We start from the raw sequence: 18878 nt of genomic DNA, 5'->3' as shown, positions 1-18878 counted from the left end.
TCTACCTATTGTATCACAAACTTGGGCAATAGCCTAGCAGAATAGGGAAGAAAGTGGCTATTTTATTGAAAGTTTCCCTTTTGTGGTATAATAGATAGAGTGAGGAAATCCATGCAAAATCAATTAAATGAATTAAAACGAAAAATGCTGGAATTTTTCCAGCAAAAACAAAAAAATAAAAAATCAGCTAGATCTGGCAAGAAAGGTTCAAGTACCAAAAAATCTAAAACCTTAGATAGGCCAGCCATTTTTCCAGCTATTTTATTGAGTATAAAAGCCTTATTTAACTTACTCTTTGTACTCGGTTTTCTAGGAGGAATGATGGGAGCTGGGATTGCTTTGGGGTACGGAGTGGCCTTATTTGACAAGGTTCGGGTGCCTCAGACAGAAGAATTGGTGAATCAGGTCAAGGACATCTCTTCTATTTCAGAGATTACCTATGCGGATGGGACGGTAATTGCTTCCATAGAGAGTGATTTGTTGCGCACTTCTATCTCATCTGAGCAAATTTCGGAAAATCTGAAGAAGGCTATCATTGCGACGGAAGATGAACACTTTAAAGAACATAAAGGTGTAGTGCCCAAGGCGGTGATTCGTGCGACCTTGGGGAAATTTGTAGGTTTGGGTTCCTCTAGTGGGGGGTCGACCTTGACCCAGCAACTAATTAAACAGCAGGTGGTTGGGGATGCGCCGACCTTGGCTCGTAAGGCGACAGAAATTGTGGATGCTCTTGCCTTGGAACGAGCCATGAATAAGGATGAGATTTTAACGACCTATCTCAATGTGGCTCCCTTTGGCCGAAATAATAAGGGACAGAATATTGCAGGAGCTCAGCAGGCAGCTGAGGGGATTTTCGGTGTAGATGCCAGTCAGTTGACGGTTCCTCAAGCAGCATTTTTAGCAGGACTTCCACAGAGTCCCATTACCTACTCTCCTTATGAAAATACTGGGGAGTTGAAGAGTGATGAAGACCTAGAAATTGGCTTAAGACGGGCTAAGGCAGTTCTTTACAGTATGTATCGTACAGGTGCCTTAAGCAAAGACGAGTATTCTCAGTACAAGGATTATGACCTTAAACAGGACTTTTTATCATCGGGCACGGTCACAGGAATTTCACGAGACTATTTATACTTTACAACTTTGGCAGAAGCTCAAGAACGTATGTATGACTATCTAGCTCAGAGAGACAATGTCTCCGCTAAGGAGTTGAAAAATGAGGCAACTCAGAAGTTTTATCGTGATTTGGCAGCCAAAGAAATTGAAAATGGTGGTTATAAGATTACTACTACCATAGACCAGAAAATTCATTCTGCTATGCAAAGTGCGGTTGCTGACTATGGCTATCTTTTAGACGATGGAACAGGTCGTGTAGAAGTAGGGAATGTCCTGATGGACAACCAAACAGGTGCTATTCTAGGCTTTGTAGGTGGTCGTAATTATCAAGAAAATCAAAATAATCATGCCTTTGATACCAAACGTTCGCCAGCTTCTACTACCAAGCCTTTGCTTGCCTACGGTATTGCTATTGACCAGGGCTTGATGGGAAGTGAAACGATTCTATCTAACTATCCAACAAACTTTGCTAATGGCAATCCGATTATGTATGCTAATAGTAAGGGAACAGGAATGATGACCTTGGGAGAAGCTCTGAACTATTCATGGAATATCCCTGCTTACTGGACCTATCGTATGCTTCGTGAAAAGGGTGTTGATGTCAAGGGTTATATGGAAAAGATGGGTTACGAGATTCCTGAGTACGGTATTGAGAGCCTGCCAATGGGTGGTGGTATTGAAGTCACAGTTGCCCAGCATACCAATGGCTATCAGACCTTAGCTAATAACGGGGTTTATCATCAGAAACATGTGATTTCTAAAATTGAAGCAGCAGATGGTAGAGTGGTGTATGAGTATCAGGATAAACCAGTTCAAGTCTATTCAAAAGCTACTGCGACGATTATGCAGGGATTGCTGCGAGAAGTTCTATCCTCTCGTGTGACAACAACCTTCAAGGCTAACCTGACTTCTTTAAATCCTACTCTGGCTAATGCAGATTGGATTGGGAAGACTGGTACGACCAACCAAGACGAAAATATGTGGCTCATGCTTTCGACACCTAGATTAACCCTAGGTGGCTGGATTGGGCATGATGATAATCATTCACTGTCACGTAGAGCAGGTTATTCCAATAACTCTAATTACATGGCTCATCTGGTAAATGCGATTCAGCAAGCCTCCCCAAACATTTGGGGGAACGAGCGCTTCGCTTTAGATCCTGGTGTCGTAAAATCCGAAGTCTTGAAATCAACAGGTCAAAAACCAGGGAAGGTTTCTGTTGAAGGAAAAGAGGTAGAGGTCACAGGTTCGACTGTTACCAGCTATTGGGCTAATAAGGCAGGAGCGCCAACGACCAGTTATCGCTTTGCTATTGGTGGAAGTGATGCGGATTATCAGAATGCTTGGTCTAGCATCGTGGGGAGTCTACCAACTCCATCAAGCTCCAGCAGTTCAAGTAGTAGCTCTAGCGATAGCAGTAACTCAAGTGCTACACGACCCTCTTCAAGGACGAGACGATAAGTCCTTTAAACTTTTCTAAATGAAGTGGCTAATCAATGGATTGCCACTTTTTTCTTTTTTCCTTTCGTGTTACAATAAAGGTATGAATCAGTATCAGAAAAAGATTATTAAAGGAACCATTTATTCGCTCCTATCCGGCTTAATCTGGGGAATCTGTGGAATTTTAGGAGAATATTTCTTTACTCATTACCAGGTGTCTTCGGGCTGGATTACTTCTATGCGTCTGACATTGGCAGGGAGTCTTGTGCTCATTTGGTCTGCAGTGCAATTAAAATCGCAAGTGCTAGATATTTGGCGAGATAAGAAAAATTACCTGCCCTTTTTAGCCTATGCTATTTTGGGAATTTTTTCAGTTCAATATTTTTTCTATCTCTGTGTAGAATACTCAAATGCAGCGACAGCAACTATTTTACAGTTTATCAGTCCTGTCTTTATTCTCTTTTACAATCGCTTGGTTTATCAAAAACGAGCGTCAAAAAGCGCTATTTTTTATGTTTTGGTTGCCATGTTGGGTGTTTGCCTGATGGCTACAAAGGGGGATCTCTCTCAATTATCCATGACGCCACTAGCCCTTATAACAGGTCTGTTGAGTGCCATGGGGGTCATGTTTAATGTTATCTTACCTCAACCTTTTGCGAAGCGTTATGGGTTTGTACCCACGGTTGGGTGGGGGATGATTTTGGCAGGTTTATTTAGCAATGTCCTCTCGCCGGTTTATCAGCTTTCCTTTACTCTGGATATTTGGAGTATCTTGATTTGCCTTATTATCGCTTTCTTTGGTACAGCTTTTGCTTTTTTTATTTCCATGAAGGCGGTGTCCTTGGTTTCTCCCTTGGTGGTTTCCGTTATCAGTGCCAGTGAACCTCTCTCTTCTGCCCTTTTGAGTGTTTTGTTTTTAGGATTGGTAGTGGATTGGTCCCTTCTTCTAGCTATGGCCCTGATTATTTTACCCATGATTTTCCTATCGATAGAAGAAGCGAAAGAAAGTAAATAAAAAGTCTTTTCTTAATTCTAAAAGTGTGCTATACTAGAGTAGTCAATAAAACACGGGGAGATAGTTGTGAAGAGTGTTTTTAGGTTGTATCGGTAGGGGCTTTCTTTTACCGACAGCACGTTTTATCTCACATCCCTAAAAATCATACCTAAAAACAAACAAAAAGGCTTCAAATTTGAGGCCTTTTTTGGTAGAATAGGTATCATTAAAATGAACTAGGAGGCGCCTATGACTGCTACAAAAATGAACGCACAAGAAATTATCCAATTTATCGCCAATGCTGAAAAGAAAACCAGTGTCAAAGTAACTTTTGAGGGACAACTCGCAACTGCTGTACCTAGCTCTGTTGTTAAACTAGGAAATGTCCTATTTGGAGACTGGAAGGATGTGGCTCCGCTTCTCGATGGCCTGGTAGAAAATCAAGACTATGTTGTTGAGCAAGATGCTCGTAATTCTGCAGTTCCTTTGCTAGACAAACGTGCTATCAACGCTCGTATCGAGCCAGGTGCGATTATCCGTGACCAGGTTGAAATTGGTGACAACGCTGTTATCATGATGGGAGCGGTTATCAATATCGGTGCTGAAATTGGTGCAGGAACTATGATTGACATGGGGGCTATCCTTGGTGGCCGTGCCATCGTTGGGAAAAACAGCCACGTTGGTGCAGGTGCAGTTTTGGCAGGTGTGATTGAGCCAGCTAGCGCAGAACCAGTCCGTGTTGGAGACAATGTTCTTATCGGTGCTAATGCAGTGGTTATTGAAGGAGTTCAAATCGGTAGTGGTTCAGTTGTCGCAGCAGGAGCTATTGTTACCCAAGATGTCCCAGAAAACGTGGTGGTAGCAGGTGTTCCAGCTCGTATCATCAAAGAGATTGATGCCCAAACCCAACAAAAAACAGCGCTAGAGGATGCGCTTCGTACCTTATAATTGTAAAAGTAATAAAGAGGCGGAACCCTTCTTCCAGCCTCTTTCTGCTATATCGGAGGATAGATAGATGTTAGATTTGATTCAGACTAGACGAGATTTGCACCAGATTCCAGAGATTGGCTTGGAGGAGTTCAAGACTCAGGCTTATTTGCTGGATGTGATTGAGAAATTGACTGCGGGCAAGAATTTTGTCCAAGTTCGAACTTGGCGGACAGGTATTTTGGTTTACTTGCAGGGAAGTCAGCCAGAGCGGACTATTGGTTGGAGAACAGATATTGATGGTCTGCCGATCATCGAGCAAACAGGCCTTCCTTTCGTCTCTCAGCACCAAGGTCGTATGCACGCTTGTGGCCATGATTTCCACATGACTATTGCCTTAGGCTGTCTTGAGCGAGCCCTTGAGGAGCAACCAAAGAACAATCTGCTCTTTTTGCTTCAGCCTGCTGAAGAAAATGAAGCTGGTGGCATGCTCATGTATGAGGATGGCGCTTTTGGAGACTGGTTGCCAGACCAGTTTTATGGCCTCCATGTTCGGCCAGATTTGAAAGTCGGCCAGATTGCGACCAATACTCATACACTTTTTGCAGGGACTTGCGAGGTGAAGATTCGTTTTAAAGGTAAAGGAGGACATGCAGCATTTCCGCATGAAGCCAATGACGCTTTGGTGGCGGCTAGTTACTTTGTGACCCAGGTGCAGTCAGTTGTCAGCCGCAATGTCAACCCAATCGAGGGAGCAGTGGTGACCTTTGGTGTTTTCCAAGCTGGAACAACAAACAATGTTATCACAGACACAGCCTTTTTGCATGGAACTATTCGGGCCTTGACACAGGACATGAGTCTCTTGGTGCAAAAGAGGGTCAAAACAGTTGCAGAAGGAGTTGCAGCTGCCTTCGATATGGAAGTCGAAGTGGAACTCAAACAAGGGGGTTACCTGCCTGTTGAGAATAATCCAGTCTTGGCGCGTGAACTGATGGACTTCTTTGAAGAAAAAGAGGGGATTGAGTTAATTGATATTGAACCTGCTATGACAGGTGAAGACTTTGGTTATCTCCTTTCGAAGGTTGATGGTGTTATGTTCTGGCTTGGTATCGATAGTCCCTACGCCCTTCATCACCCTCAGATGAGTCCTAAGGAAGAGGCACTAGCTATTGGGGTTGATGCGGTTTCTAGTTTCCTGAAAAAGAAGGCAGCAGAGTAGAGGAATTGACTATGAAAGCAGAACTACGCAAGCAAGTCTTGCAAGAAATGAAGGCTATATCTCAAGAGCAAAAACAGGCTATAGACCAAGCGTTAACCGAGCGATTGTTACAACACCCCTTTTACCAAGAAGCCAAGATCATCGCAACCTATCTCTCTTTTCCTCATGAGTTTCAAACGCAGGAATTGATTGAGCAGGCGCTGAAGGATGGCAAGAAGGTTCTGATACCCAAAACCTATCCCAAGGGGCACATGGACTTTGTGGTCTATGATCCGCAGCAGTTGGTAAAAACTTCCTTTGGCTTACTGGAACCACAGGGAGATTTGGAAGTATTGGATGCCTCTCAGATTGATTTGATTCATGTTCCGGGGCTGGCTTTTACGACAAAGGGCTATCGAATTGGCTATGGCGGAGGTTATTATGACCGCTATCTGGAACATTTTACTGGTCATACTTTGAGTACGGTCTATCATTATCAAGTTCAGGACTTTAGCCCTGAAAATCATGATATTCCTGTTCAGGAGGTTCTGATTGATGAAAGAAATCTTTGATAGGCGTTACCCTGTGACGAGTCTTTTCCTCTTAGTGACGGCTTTGGTATTTCTAATAATGTTGGTGACCACAGGAGGAAACTTTGACAGGGCAGACACCTTATTTCGATTTGGAGCCATGTATGGGCCAGCTATTCGCCTCTTTCCTGAGCAGATTTGGCGTCTCTTCTCTGCCATTTTTGTTCATATTGGGTGGGAGCATTTCATTGTCAATATGCTTTCCCTTTATTATCTTGGTAGGCAAGTAGAGGAAATTTTCGGATCCAAGAAGTTTTTCTTTCTCTATCTCTTATCTGGAATGATGGGCAATCTCTTTGTTTTTGTATTTAGTCCCAAATCCTTAGCAGCAGGAGCCTCGACTTCTCTCTATGGGCTATTTGCCGCGATTATCATTCTTCGCTATGCAACTCGCAATCCCTATATCCAACAGCTAGGTCAATCTTATCTGACACTTTTTGTGGTTAATATTATTGGAAGTGTTCTGATTCCTGGAATCAGTCTAGCAGGTCATATCGGAGGTGCAGTTGGTGGCGCATTTCTAGCAGTTATCTTTCCAGTTAGAGGAGAAAAACGGATGTATAGCGCTAGTCAGAGACTGGTAGCGTTAGTGTTATTTGTAGGACTTGCAGTCTTACTTCTCTACAAGGGAATGGGATGAAAATTTATGTAATGAAAAAAGATAAGGCATTTTTTGAACCTTATCTTTTTATTTTATTCCTTCTCAGCCAATTCTTTTCCAAGTTGGATGAGGTAATTTTTCAAGGCTTCTTTGACTTGTGGGTGCTTGAGGGCGTAGTCAATAGATGTTTTCATAAATCCAAACTTATCCCCAACGTCGTAACGAGCTCCTGTAAATTCACGGGCAAAAACACGCTGTGTTTTATTGAGCGTATCAATAGCATCAGTAAGTTGGATTTCATTTCCAGCACCAGGAGTTTGATTTTCTAAGATATCAAAAATCTCAGGTGTGAGTAGATAGCGACCGATGATTGCCAAATCACTTGGTGCATCTTCGGGAGCTGGTTTTTCTACGAAAGTTTCAACGCTATAGAGACCATTAATCCCTTCCCCCTGAGGAGCGATAACTCCATATGATGAAACGTCTTCGTGTGGTACGGGCATGACAGCAATGGTTGATGCGTGTGTCTTTTCGTAATCATTCATCAGTTGTTTTGTCAAAGGAACGGCATTCTCATTTGTGATGTCCATAAGGTCATCACCCAGCATAACAACGAAGGGCTCATTCCCTACAAAAGCTTTGGCTTGTAGGACAGCGTCTCCAAGACCACGAGGGTGAGTTTGGCGAATGAAATGGAGGCGCATACCAGTTGCTTCATCTACCAATTTTAACAAATCCGTTTTGCCTTTTTCCTTAAGATTGTATTCAAGCTCAAAGTTTGAGTCAAAGTGGTCCTCAATAGAACGTTTTGATTTACCAGTGACAACTAGAATATCTTCAATGCCTGATTTGAGAGCTTCTTCCACGATAAACTGGATAGTTGGTTTGTCTACAATTGGCAACATTTCTTTGGCAAGAGCCTTGGTTGCTGGTAAAAATCGAGTTCCTAGTCCAGCGGCAGGAATGACTGCTTTTCTAACTTTCAGTGCCATAAGAATCCTTTCTCTAGAGGGTTAAGACCACTCATTTTCTGCTTTAAATTCATTGTTCATGATGTCATAAATGGCATCTTTGATATTGGTTCCGTGGTAGATAACTTGGTAAATGGCTTGTGTAATGGGCATATAGACTCCAAGTTCTTGCGCTAGTTCATAGGCTGCTCGGGTCGTCGAAATTCCTTCAATTACCATGCCCATATTGGCTTCGATATCAGCTAGAGATTCTCCACGACCAAGAGCATCTCCGGCTCTCCAGTTACGAGAGTGGATGGAGGTTCCCGTTACGATCAAGTCTCCTACACCGGATAAGCCACTATAGGTCAATGGACTGGCCCCAAGTGCTACTCCTAGGCGGGTAATTTCTGCCAAGCCTCGAGCGATGATGGCTGCCTTGGCATTGTCACCAAATCCTAAACCATGTAAAGCTCCAGCACCGACAGCGATAATGTTTTTAAGAGCACCAGCGGTTTCGACCCCGATAACATCCGTATTGGTATAAAGTCGGAAGTAGTGATTACTAAAGAGTTCTTGAACGTATTGAGCTGTGTGTAAATCTTTAGAAGCAGCAGTGATTAAAGTCAGGTCACGCACAATGGTCTCTTCTGCATGACTAGGGCCTGAAACAACGACAATATCACTGCGGAGCTGTTCAGGAATCTCTTCTTCAAGGATGGTTGATAATCGTTTATGACTATCAGGCTCTAATCCCTTTGAAGCGTGCATGATGATAGCCTTATGATCCAAGGTTTTTGCAACTTGTTGGGCAACAAGTCGTGTCACTTTTGTTGGGACAACAAACAAAATCGCATCTACATCTTTCAATGCCTCTGCTAAGTCGGTGTAGGCAATGATATTTTTATCTAGAACGACATCTTTAAAGTATTGTTTATTAGTATGGTGTGTATTAATTTCATTGATTTGCTCGGGAAGATTTCCCCAAATACGTACCTCGTGTCCATTATCATTTAAGACTTGTGAAAGGGCAGTTCCCCAAGAACCAGGCCCCAAGACGGCGACGGTTTGTTTTTCCATGTTTTCCTCCTTAATAGAGTTCTCTTTTTATTTTATCACATTCTAGGGGATTTTGCACTTTCATTGCTGGGGAGTGGTGGCTTTGTGACTTCAAAAATATATAAAAACCGAGACGAAGGGATAAACTCTTAGTCTTTAGTTCTGACAGATAGTTTGATTCAGTATATGCTATAATAGAGGTAAACAACTCAGGAGGTTCTTGTAGGTTGCGAGAGTTTGGCGAAAAAATTAAAAGATTACGTTTGGCTAAAAAAATCAGTCGTTCAGAATTTTGTGGTGATGAGTCTGAATTAAGTATTCGTCAATTAATTAGAATTGAAAATGGAGAATCCAGACCAACACTAACAAAGTTAAAATATATCGCTGAACGTTTGGGGGTTGAAGATTACAAGTTGATGCCAAGTTATATAGAGTTGGATAAGGAATATCTAGAATTGAAGTATTTCTTGATGAGGACTCCTACATACGAAGATGAAACTATCGCCCAGAAGAAAGAGAGTGTTTTTGATAAGATTTTTGAAGAATATTATGATAGACTTCCTGAGGAAGAAAGGTTTATCATAGATGTTTTACAAGCATATGATGATTTTGGTTGGTGGAATGATGATAGCAATTTAGGAATGATTTTACAAGAGTATTTCGATCACATTTTGTTGAAATCAAAATATGAAGTTAACGATATTTTAATCATAAAGCTATTTTTGGTAAGATTAGTACACCAAGATACAATAATAGATGAGATTGAAGTGAATACCTTCTTAGTAATAGCTGATAAAATTTTACAACAAGTTGAGATGTTTGATATTGAATATTCATTTCTAATCAGAGATTCATTACTTTTGTTGTTAGGAATATTTGAAAAAATTGCTAATTACAGTCAATTTGAAGATATTCTTTACAAATTAAATGAAATTACCTCAAAATCATACGACTATCAGAAAAAACCAATTATTCGACTATGGGAGTGGCGCTATGCATTATTTGTAAAAAAAGATTATTCAGTAGCTGAAAATTATTTTCAAGAAGCAAAAATATTTGCTAGAATGATTGATAATAGTCATTTGATAGAACAGCTAGAAAAACAATGGCAACATGACCTCCAGGATTTTTTTAAAAATAAACATTAGAAAATAAAAAAGTGACAAAAATGTCACTAGTTAAAAAGACCGAGAGAAAGTTTTCGAAATCATAAAAACGCATGATATCAGGTGTTTAAAAACTTGATATTATGCGTTTTCTCATTTAAAGAGTTATTATGTTTTTCCCTTAGATTGAGTTCGTATCTAGTTTCTTTTTATACTAATTGAGTACTCATTAGTAGATAAGTTGTTGAAATTAGTGACATTTATGACCTTGGAGAATGTGTAACATAGAAGTATAATAATCCTGTAGAAAAAATAAGGAGAGAAAATATGTTAGTGCTAGTTGTTGCCATTTTTTGGATTTATAAATAATAAAGATAGAATGGGAAGGTCTATGTTAGAACTAAAAAATATTAGTAAAAGTTACGGACAAGGGACGCTAAAAAATAATGTCTTAAGAGAAATAAATTTTAAGGTAGTTGAAGGAGAATTTGTATCGATAATGGGACCATCAGGTTCGGGCAAATCGACATTTATCAATATTTTGGGACTGATTGATTCTGAATTTGAAGGAGAATATATATTAGACGGAAAAAGTATTGAGAAGTTAAATGAAAATCAACAAGCAAGTTACCGTAATCGTGATATTGGATTTGTTTTTCAACAATTTCATCTTATTGATGAATATACTGTTAAAGAAAATATTTTATTATCATTCCTATATTCTGACCAACAGCCAGATATAGAATACATTGATAGTTTATTACAAGACTTAGGACTTATAGATAAGATGAATGAGTACCCAAGTCATTTATCAGGCGGACAGAAGCAACGAGTTGCTTTAATTAGAGCTCTTGCTCATAAACCTAGATTTCTTATAGCGGATGAACCTACAGGTGCATTAGATGAGAAAAATAGGAATGAGATATTGCAAATTCTACAAAATTTGAATCATTCTGGAACGACAATTATTGTAGTAACTCACGATGAGTTTGTTGCCAGTCATTGTAGAACAAGGTATCGAATGAAAAATGGGTATCTAACATCTGAAGGAGAAGGATTACATGAAGTTTAAAAAGCTGTTAATAGATACTCTAAAGCTGTTAAAGAGGAATAAAAGACAAAGTATTCTGACATCCTTAGCCATCACAGTGGCAACATTTGTTTTATTAGTAATACTATCAAGTTCTTCCTATACAACTTCTACATTAGGTAATGATTTAAAGATAGAAGAAGACACAGCAACAATGACTTATACGCCTCAGAATATATTGGATATTAGAGGGTTTACACAGGAAGATAAACAATTGGTTGAGCAAACTATTGGAAAACATGCAAGACTTTCTTCCAGCTCTTATGCTTTGTATGCTGAAACGTATTTTAATGATTCTAAGCAGAATCTTAGTTTTCGAACATTGGGCGATTTGAATAAGAATGGTTTAGTTGTGCCTGCTTTATTAAAAGGAAGAGCATTAGAGGAACTAGATGGCGGTGTCGCTATTAGCGATAAGGCTCTCATGTCATTGACTCGAAAGGAAAATATTGAACCTTTTTTAGGAGAGACTATCAATATATCTGGAAAAGAATACCTAATTCAGGCAATATATTATGGATCAGCTGTTAATGAAAGATTACCTTCTTTATTGGTTACCAATGAAATCAAAGAGTTACTTTTAGGAGGAAGGGAATATTTTGATGAATTAGTAGTAGAAACTAATCAGTTGGAGAATATTAATAAGGCTTTATCTGCTTTAGATACTTATGGAATATTCCGCAAGGAAGGAACTTATGGATATATAGATAATAGAAGGGTATATGAGGAAACAAAGGCTCAAGCTACTACAATATTAAATTTCATTGCACTTTTATCAAGCATTTCAATTTTTGTAGCTGGTTTTGGGGTTATGAATGCTATGTTGTCTTCTGTTAGCGAACGTAGCAAGGAGATAGCCATTCGTCGAGCTTTAGGGGCTAAAAAATCTGATATTTATCAATCGTATATGATGGAGGGGATTCTTTTATCGCTTCTGGGAGCTATAACTGGTATTGGAGTAGCGACATTATTTGTTGTTTTAATGAACATGAGTGGTTTTGTTACGACATTAACTCTGGATCATATTTTGATTACTCTATTCACAACGGGTGTATTTGGAATTGTATTTAGTATTATGCCTGCAATGGTTGCAGCAAATAAAAATGTTATTGAAGGTCTAAGGTAATGATGGATGTGAATTTAAAGGAGGTAGAATGAAATTTACAAAAATAGATAGAGTATTTTCTCTATTGCTAATTGTGGAATTTACAATATGTTTTTTTACACTAGATAATTTTAATCTTTTTCAATTTATGCTATTTGCACAAATTATACCGTCAATATTATTAGCTTTGTTATCGGGAAGTATTTCTTCTAGAAGTAAGCACAGCTGGGTGTTATTAATTATTTTTGGAATGATCTATGCCTTAATGATGTTTGGAATTTTCAGAGTTACTCCTATGACGCTTATAGAACAAAATACGATTCAATCTGAAACTTCCGTATTTACATTCAATAGAAATTTACAGTTAGGAACTTATTTTGGATTTTTCCTACAGGAATTCTTACTAGGAGCTTTTATTTGCACTATTTCAAAAATTTTTGGAAGAATTAAACAAGGGAAATTTTAATGAAGCCTGCATAAAAAAGAAGAATTGCTTCTGCAGTTATTTAGAAAATGATATTATTGAAATGGTGTAACATTTGGAGAAAATTATTTTTGAACGAAAAAGATTTGAGTATGTCGGTCCTAATAGAAAGCAAGTAAAGGACTTTATGATTCTAAAAAATTTCATGTCTAAGACAATTCAAGTTGAAATCAGAGTGGAGGGATACTTGTTAGACCTTCTTATTTTAAAAGAGATGAGTACAGAATTTTATAATTTAGATTTTCTTTCTTTGCCCTATGATGTCAATATAGATGTGAAAGAAGTTGTAGAGGATGTTGATTTAACAGTCTATAATAATAGTAAATATAGGAAGTTTGATTTCTTTAAAAATATTTGTAAATGATATTTTTGGAAGTCTATCCATTCCTATATTAGAATTGCTACAACAAGTTTTCAACACTTGTTTCAATTGAACATACTAAAAACCGAGCCTAAGTATTAAAGTCTTAGTCTCGGTTTTGATATTCATTAAAGAATAGCTAGGTTTATTTCAATTGATCTGTAATGTCTTTTGATAGCAACATTCCCAGATGATAAGTTTTATTGATGTAAGAAATGACATCATTGATATTTTCAGTCGTGTGAATTTTCTCTTTGATGTCAGCCCTAAATGTTTCATCCTTCAAAAGTTGTTCTTGGTAGAGCCTTTGAAGTCTCTCCTTCTCGTACTTATTGAGCAGAAAAAGGAAAACCAAGCTAATCACAACGAGGATATAAGCATATTGGCTCATAGGAAATCTCCCTGTATGATAAAGAAATAGTAGTGAATAAATCGATTTAGTGGATCTAAAATAGCAGAACAAGTCAGCAAAACTTGATAAGGTTTTTGATAGACCTCTAAACCAAAATCCGTATAGGATTTGGCGTTAGTTACTTAGATTTCTTTACAATCAAGTAACTTTAAGATTACGACGTTTTAGGACATAAATCGATCATATTTATGTCCTAAAACTAGTGAAGCGCCTAGCCAAAGTCCGAATAGGATTGAACGTCAGTTACTTAGACTGCTTTACAATCAAGTAATTAAAAGATTACGACATAAGCCTAACCAAATCGATATTATTTGGTTAGGTGAATTAGTGAAGTGTTTAGACAAGTATCTCTAATTACGACGTAAAGAAACATAAATCGATAATATTTATGTTTCTTTACTAGTGAAGCAGTTAGCTAGTCCGCATATAAGCGGCTAGCGTCTAACAATTAGGAACTTTAGTTCCAATTGTTAGTACTGAATCACATCTTCTCTGGCGCTTCTACTCCAAGCAAGCGAAGGGCCTCTTTGAGAACGACTGCGGTTGCGTAGCTAAGGGCTAGACGGCTGTCGCGTTCTGGGCTTTCATCCAAGATACGCGTGTGTGCATAGTATTTGTTAAAGGCTTGAGCCAGGCTAATTGCAAATTTAGCAATGATAGAAGGTTCAAAGTTATCCGCCGCACGGTTGATAATACGTGGGAAGTCTTGGATGAGTTTGATGATTTCCCAGCTTTCAGCATCATTCAAGCTATAGTTGCCAGCTGTTTCTGGTTTGAAATCCGCTTTGCGTAAGATAGATTGGATACGAGCGTAGGCATATTGAACATAAGGTCCAGTTTCACCCTCGAAGGATACCATAGCCTCTAAGTCGAAGTCGTATCCATTTGTACGGTCGGTCTTGAGGTCATAGAATTTAATGGCTCCAACCCCAACAGCATGTGCTACCTGATCTTTATTTTCCAATTCAGGATTTTTTGCTTCAATTTGGGCTTTGGCACGACTAACGGCCTCTGCAACAGTAGGCTCTAGTAAGATGACATTCCCTTTACGAGTAGAGAGTTTCTTCCCTTCTTTTGTAACCAAACCAAAAGGAACATGAGTAATGTCTTCACTCCAGTCGTAGCCCATTTCTTTCAAGACAGCTTTGAGTTGTTTAAAGTGGGCAGATTGCTCTTGACCAACTACGTAGATAGATTTAGCAAATTGGTATTCGTTTTTACGGTAAAGAGCTGCAGCCAAGTCACGTGTGATGTAGAGAGTTGCACCATCAGATTTTTTGATAAGGGCTGGATGTTCAATTCCATATTTCTCAAGATTCACAACTTGGGCACCTTCTGATTCAACAAGAAGGCCTTTTTCAGAAAGAATGTCTACAACTGCATCCATCTTATCGTTGTAGAAGGCTTCTCCATTGTAGCTGTCAAATTCGACTTGTAATTCATTGTAAAGACGGTTAAATTCCACCAAACTTTCATCACGGAACCATTGCCAAAGTGCGAGAGCTTCCTCGTCTCCATTTTCAAGTTTACGGAACCATTCGCGTGCTTCTTCATCCAAGCTAGGGTCATTTTCAGCTTCAGCGTTGATGCGGACATAGAGTTTAAGAAGTTCATCGATTGGATGAGCTTTTACAGCTTCTTCATCGCCCCATTTTTTGTAGGCAACAATCAACATCCCAAACTGTTTACCCCAGTCTCCCAAGTGGTTGACCTTGACCGTTTGATAACCGATTTTTTGGAAAATATGTGATAAGCTATCTCCGATAACAGTTGAGCGTAGGTGGCCAATAGAGAATGGCTTAGCGATATTGGGACTAGACATGTCGATAACAACATTTTCTTGTTTGCCAATAGTTTGGTCAGCATAGTGTTCTTTTTCAGTGATAACAGCTTGCAATACTTGAGCAGAAATGGCAGATTTATCAAGGAAAAAGTTAACGTAAGGTCCTGTTGCAACAACCTTTTCAAAGGCTTGGCTGTTAATTTTTTCAGCCAGTTCAGCCGCAATCATTTGAGGTGCTTTACGTTCGACTTTTGCAAGAGAAAAAGCGGGGAAAGCGATGTCTCCCATTTCTGAGTTTTTAGGGGTTTCCAGTAAATTTAAAATAGCCTCTTGGTCCAGGCTATCAATGATACTAGCCAATTCGCTAGCAATCAATTCTTTTGTATTCATTAAGAGCTCCTTTTTGGACTTTTCTACTATTTTATCACAATTTTAAAGAAAGAAGAAAAAATTTTTGAAATCTCCTATTTTTTTGGTATAATATAGTTATAAAAATAGTTATAAATATTCACATAAGAGGATTTTATGAGAAAAAGAGATCGTCATCAGTTAATAAAAAAAATGATTACTGAGGAGAAATTAAGTACACAAAAAGAAATTCAAGATCGGTTGGAGGCACATAATGTTTTTGTGACGCAAACAACCTTGTCTCGTGATTTGCGCGAAATCGGCTTGACCAAGGTCAAGAAAAATGATATGGTGTATTATGTACTAGCAAATGAGACAGAAAAGATTGATTTGGTTGAATTTTTGTCTCATCATTTAGAAGGTGTTGCAAGAGCAGAGTTTACCTTGGTGCTTCATACCAAATTGGGCGAAGCCTCTGTTTTGGCAAATATTGTAGATGCAAACAAAGATGAATGGATTTTAGGAACAGTTGCTGGTGCCAATACCTTATTGGTCATTTGTCGAGACCAGCACGTTGCCAAACTCATGGAAGATCGTTTGCTAGATTTGATGAAAGATAAGTAAGGTCTTGGGAGTTGCTCTCAAGACTTATTTTTGACAAGGAGAGACGGAAAATGGCGACAGAAAAGCTATCACCCGGCATGCAACAGTATGTGGATATTAAAAAGCAATACCCAGATGCTTTTTTGCTCTTTCGTATGGGTGATTTTTATGAATTATTTTATGAGGATGCGGTCAATGCTGCGCAGATTCTGGAAATTTCCTTAACGAGTCGCAACAAGAATGCCGACAATCCGATTCCTATGGCGGGTGTCCCCTATCATTCTGCCCAACAGTACATCGATGTCTTGATTGAGCAGGGCTATAAGGTAGCCATTGCAGAGCAGATGGAAGATCCTAAACAAGCAGTTGGGGTTGTGAAACGAGAGGTTGTTCAGGTCATTACCCCAGGGACAGTGGTTGATAGCAGTAAGCCGGATAGCCAGAATAATTTCTTGGTTGCCATAGACCGTGATGGCAATCAGTTTGGTCTAGCTTATATGGATCTAGTGACAGGTGATTTTTATGTGACAGGTCTTTTGGATTTCACGCTGGTTTGTGGGGAAATCCGTAACCTCAAAGCTCGAGAAGTGGTGCTGGGCTATGACTTGTCTGAGGAAGAAGAACAAATCCTCAGTCGCCAGATGAATCTGGTGCTTTCCTATGAAAAAGAAGGCTTTGAAGACCTTCATTTACTGGATTCACGATTAGCAGCGGTGGAGCAAGCGGCATCTAGTAAGTTGCTCCAGTATGTCCATCGAACCCAGATGAGGGAGTTGAACCACCTCAAACCTGTTATCCGTTATGAAATCAAGGATTTCTTGCAGATGGATTATGCGACCAAGGCTAGTCTGGATTTGGTTGAGAATGCTCGTTCAGGCAAGAAACAAGGCAGTCTTTTCTGGCTTTTGGATGAAACCAAAACGGCTATGGGAATGCGTCTCTTGCGTTCTTGGATTCATCGCCCTTTGATTGATAAGGAACGAATCGTCCAACGTCAAGAGGTGGTGCAGGTTTTTCTCGACCATTTCTTTGAGCGCAGTGATTTGACAGATAGTCTCAAGGGTGTTTATGACATTGAGCGCTTGGCTAGTCGGGTTTCTTTTGGCAAAACCAATCCCAAGGATCTCTTGCAGTTGGCGACTACCTTATCCAGTGTGCCACGGATTCGAGCGATTTTAGAGGGAATGGAGCAGTCTGCTCTGTCTTATCTTATCGAACAATTGGATGGAATTCCTGAGTTGGAGAGTTTGATTAGTGCAGCGATTGCTCCTGAAGCTCCTCATGTTATTACAGATGGGGGAATTATCCGAACTGGATTTGATGAGACTTTAGACAAGTACCGTCGCGTTCTCAGAGAAGGGACTGGATGGATTGCTGAAATTGAGGCTAAGGAGCGAGAAAACTCTGGTATTAGCACGCTTAAGATTGACTACAATAAAAAGGATGGCTACTATTTCCATGTGACCAATTCTCAACTGGGAAATGTGCCTGCTCACTTTTTCCGCAAGGCAACGCTGAAAAACTCAGAACGCTTTGGAACTGAGGAATTGGCCCGTATCGAGGGGGATATGCTGGAAGCACGTGAGAAGTCAGCTAACCTAGAGTACGAAATCTTTATGCGTATTCGTGAGGAAGTCAGCAAGTATATCCAGCGTTTGCAGGCTTTAGCTCAAGGAATTGCGACAGTTGATGTCTTGCAAAGTCTGGCGGTTGTAGCTGAAACCCAGCATTTGATTCGACCTGAATTCGGAGATGATTCGCGAATTGATATCCAGAAAGGGCGCCATGCTGTTGTTGAAAAGGTCATGGGGGCTCAGACCTATATTCCAAATACGATTCAGATGGCAGACGATACTAGTATTCAACTGATTACAGGGCCCAACATGAGTGGGAAGTCAACCTATATGCGTCAGTTAGCCATGACGGCAGTTATGGCCCAGTTGGGTTCTTATGTGCCAGCAGAAAGTGCCCATTTACCGATTTTTGATGCAATTTTTACCCGTATCGGAGCAGCCGATGACTTGGTTTCAGGTCAATCAACCTTTATGGTGGAGATGATGGAGGCCAATAATGCTATTTCGCATGCGACCAAGAACTCTCTCATTCTCTTTGATGAGTTAGGTCGTGGAACTGCAACTTATGACGGGATGGCTCTTGCCCAGTCTATCATCGAATACATTCACGAACATATCGGAGCCAAGACCCTCTTTGCGACCCACTACCATGAGTTGACTAGTCTAGAGTCCAGCTTGGAACACTTGGTCAATGTCCACGTGGCAACCTTAGAGCAGGATGGGCAGGTCACCTTCCTTCATAAGATTGAACCAGGTCCAGCTGATAAATCCTACGGTATCCATGTTGCCAAGATTGCTGGCTTGCCAGCAGATCTTTTAGCAAGGGCGGATAAGATTTTGACACAACTGGAGAGTCAAGGGGGAGAAAGTCCAAGTCTGATGAGACAAACAAGTGCTGTCACAGAACAGATTTCACTCTTTGATACGACTGAAGAACATCCTATCCTAGCAGAATTAGCTAAGCTGGATGTTTACAATATGACACCTATGCAGGCTATGAATGTCTTAGTAGAGTTAAAACAGAAACTATAAAACCAAGACTCACTAGTTAATCTAGCTGTATCAAGGAGACTTCTTTGACAATCCCCCACTTTTTTGCTAGAATAACATCACACAAACAGAATGAGAAGGAGCTGACAC

At 39.8% G+C, this 18878-nt stretch carries 17 protein-coding genes; 13 read left to right on the top strand and 4 right to left on the bottom strand.

Features of this window, described 5'->3' with window-relative positions; translation table 11 throughout:
- The first annotated feature begins 111 nt into the window (after positions 1 to 111).
- The 6 genes from pbp1b to ACN076_RS00605 all read left to right on the top strand — a co-directional run bounded on the left by pbp1b (position 112) and on the right by ACN076_RS00605 (position 6902).
- Entirely contained in the window at positions 112 to 2574 is a 2463-nt protein-coding gene (gene pbp1b / locus ACN076_RS00630) for a penicillin-binding protein PBP1B (protein WP_285301044.1), read from the top strand.
- Between the two features lie 82 nt (positions 2575 to 2656).
- Entirely contained in the window at positions 2657 to 3568 is a 912-nt protein-coding gene (locus tag ACN076_RS00625) for a DMT family transporter (RefSeq protein ID WP_261030076.1), read from the top strand.
- A 228-nt stretch (positions 3569 to 3796) separates the two neighbouring features.
- The gene (dapD, locus tag ACN076_RS00620; protein ID WP_000127460.1) at positions 3797 to 4495 is read left to right on the top strand and encodes a 2,3,4,5-tetrahydropyridine-2,6-dicarboxylate N-acetyltransferase; all 699 of its coding nucleotides are present in this window, start codon (positions 3797 to 3799) and stop codon (positions 4493 to 4495) included.
- A 67-nt stretch (positions 4496 to 4562) separates the two neighbouring features.
- Positions 4563 to 5693 carry an N-acetyldiaminopimelate deacetylase gene (locus ACN076_RS00615; RefSeq protein ID WP_101776932.1) on the top strand — a complete coding sequence of 377 codons (1131 nt, stop codon included), beginning with the start codon at positions 4563 to 4565 and terminating at the stop codon, positions 5691 to 5693.
- A gap of 11 nt (positions 5694 to 5704) precedes the next feature.
- Positions 5705 to 6244 carry a 5-formyltetrahydrofolate cyclo-ligase gene (locus ACN076_RS00610; protein WP_261037792.1) on the top strand — a complete coding sequence of 180 codons (540 nt, stop codon included), beginning with the start codon at positions 5705 to 5707 and terminating at the stop codon, positions 6242 to 6244.
- Complete coding sequence (locus ACN076_RS00605; protein WP_261059573.1) at positions 6228 to 6902, top strand: rhomboid family intramembrane serine protease; 675 nt, start codon at positions 6228 to 6230, stop codon at positions 6900 to 6902. The genes ACN076_RS00610 and ACN076_RS00605 overlap by 17 nt, the downstream gene beginning before the upstream one ends.
- Positions 6903 to 6955: 53 nt before the next feature.
- Here ACN076_RS00605 and galU read toward each other — a convergent pair whose 3' ends face one another.
- Both galU and ACN076_RS00595 read right to left on the bottom strand, forming a co-directional pair.
- A complete protein-coding gene (gene galU / locus ACN076_RS00600; protein ID WP_265529140.1) occupies positions 6956 to 7855 on the bottom strand; it encodes a UTP--glucose-1-phosphate uridylyltransferase GalU in 900 nt (299 codons plus the stop codon).
- A gap of 21 nt (positions 7856 to 7876) precedes the next feature.
- Positions 7877 to 8893, bottom strand: coding sequence for an NAD(P)H-dependent glycerol-3-phosphate dehydrogenase (locus ACN076_RS00595; RefSeq protein WP_265529142.1), 1017 nt, complete (start codon positions 8891 to 8893; stop codon positions 7877 to 7879).
- Between the two features lie 206 nt (positions 8894 to 9099).
- On the opposite strand from ACN076_RS00595, the gene ACN076_RS00590 reads away from it, so the two are divergent.
- The 5 genes from ACN076_RS00590 to ACN076_RS00570 all read left to right on the top strand — a co-directional run bounded on the left by ACN076_RS00590 (position 9100) and on the right by ACN076_RS00570 (position 13021).
- Positions 9100 to 10020: a helix-turn-helix domain-containing protein gene (locus ACN076_RS00590; RefSeq protein ID WP_001206587.1), complete on the top strand. Its 921-nt coding sequence runs from the start codon at positions 9100 to 9102 to the stop codon at positions 10018 to 10020.
- Between the two features lie 349 nt (positions 10021 to 10369).
- Positions 10370 to 11050, top strand: a complete 681-nt coding sequence (locus tag ACN076_RS00585) for an ABC transporter ATP-binding protein (protein ID WP_000891279.1) — start codon at positions 10370 to 10372, stop codon at positions 11048 to 11050.
- A complete protein-coding gene (locus tag ACN076_RS00580; protein WP_000669488.1) occupies positions 11040 to 12194 on the top strand; it encodes an ABC transporter permease in 1155 nt (384 codons plus the stop codon). The genes ACN076_RS00585 and ACN076_RS00580 overlap by 11 nt, the downstream gene beginning before the upstream one ends.
- Before the next feature lie 28 nt (positions 12195 to 12222).
- On the top strand, positions 12223 to 12639 hold the full coding sequence (locus ACN076_RS00575; protein ID WP_000673202.1) for a hypothetical protein: 417 nt from the start codon (positions 12223 to 12225) through the stop codon (positions 12637 to 12639).
- Positions 12640 to 12712: 73 nt separating this feature from the next.
- On the top strand, positions 12713 to 13021 hold the full coding sequence (locus ACN076_RS00570) for a hypothetical protein (protein ID WP_000411161.1): 309 nt from the start codon (positions 12713 to 12715) through the stop codon (positions 13019 to 13021).
- A gap of 142 nt (positions 13022 to 13163) precedes the next feature.
- On the opposite strand, the gene ACN076_RS00565 is transcribed toward ACN076_RS00570, so the two are convergent.
- Together ACN076_RS00565 and argS are read right to left on the bottom strand one after the other, a co-directional pair.
- Positions 13164 to 13409: a hypothetical protein gene (locus ACN076_RS00565; RefSeq protein ID WP_000084860.1), complete on the bottom strand. Its 246-nt coding sequence runs from the start codon at positions 13407 to 13409 to the stop codon at positions 13164 to 13166.
- Between the two features lie 502 nt (positions 13410 to 13911).
- Positions 13912 to 15603, bottom strand: a complete 1692-nt coding sequence (argS, locus tag ACN076_RS00560; RefSeq protein WP_414309442.1) for an arginine--tRNA ligase — start codon at positions 15601 to 15603, stop codon at positions 13912 to 13914.
- Positions 15604 to 15738: 135 nt separating this feature from the next.
- Here argS and argR point away from each other — a divergent pair, with 135 nt between their 5' ends.
- Together argR and mutS are read left to right on the top strand one after the other, a co-directional pair.
- Positions 15739 to 16185: an arginine repressor gene (argR, locus tag ACN076_RS00555; RefSeq protein ID WP_001231476.1), complete on the top strand. Its 447-nt coding sequence runs from the start codon at positions 15739 to 15741 to the stop codon at positions 16183 to 16185.
- 50 nt (positions 16186 to 16235) lie between these two features.
- Entirely contained in the window at positions 16236 to 18770 is a 2535-nt protein-coding gene (gene mutS, locus ACN076_RS00550) for a DNA mismatch repair protein MutS (protein WP_101776938.1), read from the top strand.
- The last annotated feature ends 108 nt before the right edge of the window (positions 18771 to 18878 follow it).

The organism is Streptococcus sp. K0074 (assembly GCF_048843365.1).
In the GTDB taxonomy this organism is placed as follows: domain Bacteria; phylum Bacillota; class Bacilli; order Lactobacillales; family Streptococcaceae; genus Streptococcus; species Streptococcus mitis_BM.
This window is presented reverse-complemented; position numbering and strand designations above follow the sequence as displayed.

What these genes read in the sequence shown, in the direction of transcription:
- pbp1b (WP_285301044.1), top strand. Translation starts at nt 112, where the DNA reads ATGCAAAATCAATTAAATGAATTAAAACGAAAAATGCTGGAATTTTTC.
- ACN076_RS00625 (WP_261030076.1), top strand. Translation starts at nt 2,657, where the DNA reads ATGAATCAGTATCAGAAAAAGATTATTAAAGGAACCATTTATTCGCTC.
- dapD (WP_000127460.1), top strand. Translation starts at nt 3,797, where the DNA reads ATGACTGCTACAAAAATGAACGCACAAGAAATTATCCAATTTATCGCC.
- ACN076_RS00615 (WP_101776932.1), top strand. Translation starts at nt 4,563, where the DNA reads ATGTTAGATTTGATTCAGACTAGACGAGATTTGCACCAGATTCCAGAG.
- ACN076_RS00610 (WP_261037792.1), top strand. Translation starts at nt 5,705, where the DNA reads ATGAAAGCAGAACTACGCAAGCAAGTCTTGCAAGAAATGAAGGCTATA.
- ACN076_RS00605 (WP_261059573.1), top strand. Translation starts at nt 6,228, where the DNA reads ATGAAAGAAATCTTTGATAGGCGTTACCCTGTGACGAGTCTTTTCCTC.
- galU (WP_265529140.1), bottom strand. Translation starts at nt 7,855, where the DNA reads ATGGCACTGAAAGTTAGAAAAGCAGTCATTCCTGCCGCTGGACTAGGA.
- ACN076_RS00595 (WP_265529142.1), bottom strand. Translation starts at nt 8,893, where the DNA reads ATGGAAAAACAAACCGTCGCCGTCTTGGGGCCTGGTTCTTGGGGAACT.
- ACN076_RS00585 (WP_000891279.1), top strand. Translation starts at nt 10,370, where the DNA reads ATGTTAGAACTAAAAAATATTAGTAAAAGTTACGGACAAGGGACGCTA.
- ACN076_RS00580 (WP_000669488.1), top strand. Translation starts at nt 11,040, where the DNA reads ATGAAGTTTAAAAAGCTGTTAATAGATACTCTAAAGCTGTTAAAGAGG.
- ACN076_RS00575 (WP_000673202.1), top strand. Translation starts at nt 12,223, where the DNA reads ATGAAATTTACAAAAATAGATAGAGTATTTTCTCTATTGCTAATTGTG.
- ACN076_RS00565 (WP_000084860.1), bottom strand. Translation starts at nt 13,409, where the DNA reads ATGAGCCAATATGCTTATATCCTCGTTGTGATTAGCTTGGTTTTCCTT.
- argS (WP_414309442.1), bottom strand. Translation starts at nt 15,603, where the DNA reads ATGAATACAAAAGAATTGATTGCTAGCGAATTGGCTAGTATCATTGAT.
- argR (WP_001231476.1), top strand. Translation starts at nt 15,739, where the DNA reads ATGAGAAAAAGAGATCGTCATCAGTTAATAAAAAAAATGATTACTGAG.
- mutS (WP_101776938.1), top strand. Translation starts at nt 16,236, where the DNA reads ATGGCGACAGAAAAGCTATCACCCGGCATGCAACAGTATGTGGATATT.